This is a genomic window from Streptomyces niphimycinicus (assembly GCF_018883605.1).
Classification (GTDB): domain Bacteria; phylum Actinomycetota; class Actinomycetes; order Streptomycetales; family Streptomycetaceae; genus Streptomyces; species Streptomyces niphimycinicus.
Window position 1 is genome coordinate 1 of record NZ_JAHLEM010001241.1, and the last position, 1,298, is coordinate 1,298.

Sequence of the window (1,298 nt, forward strand, 5' to 3'; positions counted from 1 at the left end):
CTCCGCGGCCGGCTCGGCGACCAAGCCCGGGCCCAGCGCGTCCGGCGCGCCGACCTCCACCCCGTCCGATCCCCCCGGGCCCACCGGCCCGCCCGCGCTGCGCGAGGGCGACAGCGGGCCCGAGGTGGCCGAGCTACAGAAGCGGCTGTCCCAACTACTGCTCTACATCGGCATCGCCGACGGGGACTACGACGCCGGGGTGCGGAGGGTGGTCTCCAGCTACCAGAACCAGCACGACATCACGGGCGATCCGGACGGTGTCTACGGCGAGAACACCCGCCGCGACCTCGAATCCAGAACCAAGGAGCCGTAGAGACGAGCCGTGGAGACAAGCCGTGGAGACAAGCCATGGGGCACCCCCCTGGCGCATACGGGCCACGCTTTGTATCGTGAAGGAACAAAGTGGTTCCGCCCGCTTCCCCTGACCGGCGGGCGGAGCCGCTTGTGTTTCTTTCCGCGCTCGCGCCCAGGAGACCCGATGTCGCTCACCGCCCGCGCACTCCTCCTCGACATGGACGGCACCCTGGTCAACTCCGACGCCGTCGTCGAGCGCTGCTGGCGGCGGTGGGCGGCCGAGCAGGGGCTGGACGCGGAGAGTGTGCTCCAGATCGTCCACGGGCGGCAGGGCCACGCGACGATGGCGGTACTCCTCCCCGACCGGCCGGTCGAGCAGAACCTCGCCGACAACCAGCGAATGCTGGAGTGGGAGACGAAGGATCTCGACGGCGTCGTGCCGGTGCCCGGCGCGCCCGCCTTCATGGCCTCGCTGGCCGGACTTCCGCACGCCCTGGTGACCTCCGCCGACAAGGGGCTCGCCGGGGCGCGGATGGGCGCCGCCGGGCTCACGATGCCGGAGGTGCGGGTCACCGCGGAGTGCGTCGGCGCGAGCAAGCCGGACCCGGAGGGCTTCCTCAAGGGCGCGGCCGAGCTGGGCTTCGCCCCCGCCGACTGCATCGTCTTCGAGGACTCGGAGGTCGGCATCGCGGCGGGCCGGGCGGCCGGAATGCGGGTCGTCGGCGTCGGCCCGCGCGCCGCGGCGCACACTCCGGACGCCCATGTACGGGACCTGGAGCAGGTCCGGGTCGAGCCCCTGCCCGACGGCACCCTGCGGCTGCACATCTCCGGCTGAGTGCCGCGCCACGACTCGCCCCTGGACGCCTCGGGCCCCGTGCCCCCACGCCCGGCGGGCTTCTCGGGCTGAGCGCCGCCGCGCCTCACTCCCCCGGCATCTCGGGCCGAGCACCGCGCACGCCGCGCCCCCGCCTTCCGGGGCTCAACACCGCGCCGCCGCGCGCGCC

Annotated in this window: 2 protein-coding genes; both read left to right on the top strand. The window is 73.9% G+C overall.

Annotation, left to right across the window (positions count from 1 at the left end):
• On the top strand, positions 1–313 hold a 313-nt coding region (locus KN815_RS49090), incomplete at its 5' end, for a peptidoglycan-binding domain-containing protein (RefSeq protein WP_216348200.1).
• A gap of 165 nt (positions 314–478) precedes the next feature.
• Positions 479–1,129 carry an HAD-IA family hydrolase gene (locus KN815_RS49095; RefSeq protein WP_216348201.1) on the top strand — a complete coding sequence of 217 codons (651 nt, stop codon included), beginning with the start codon at positions 479–481 and terminating at the stop codon, positions 1,127–1,129.
• Positions 1,130–1,298 lie beyond the last annotated feature (169 nt).

Excerpts from the sequence above, each read along its gene's own strand:
- KN815_RS49095 (WP_216348201.1), top strand. The coding sequence starts at position 479 with ATGTCGCTCACCGCCCGCGCACTCCTCCTCGACATGGACGGCACCCTG.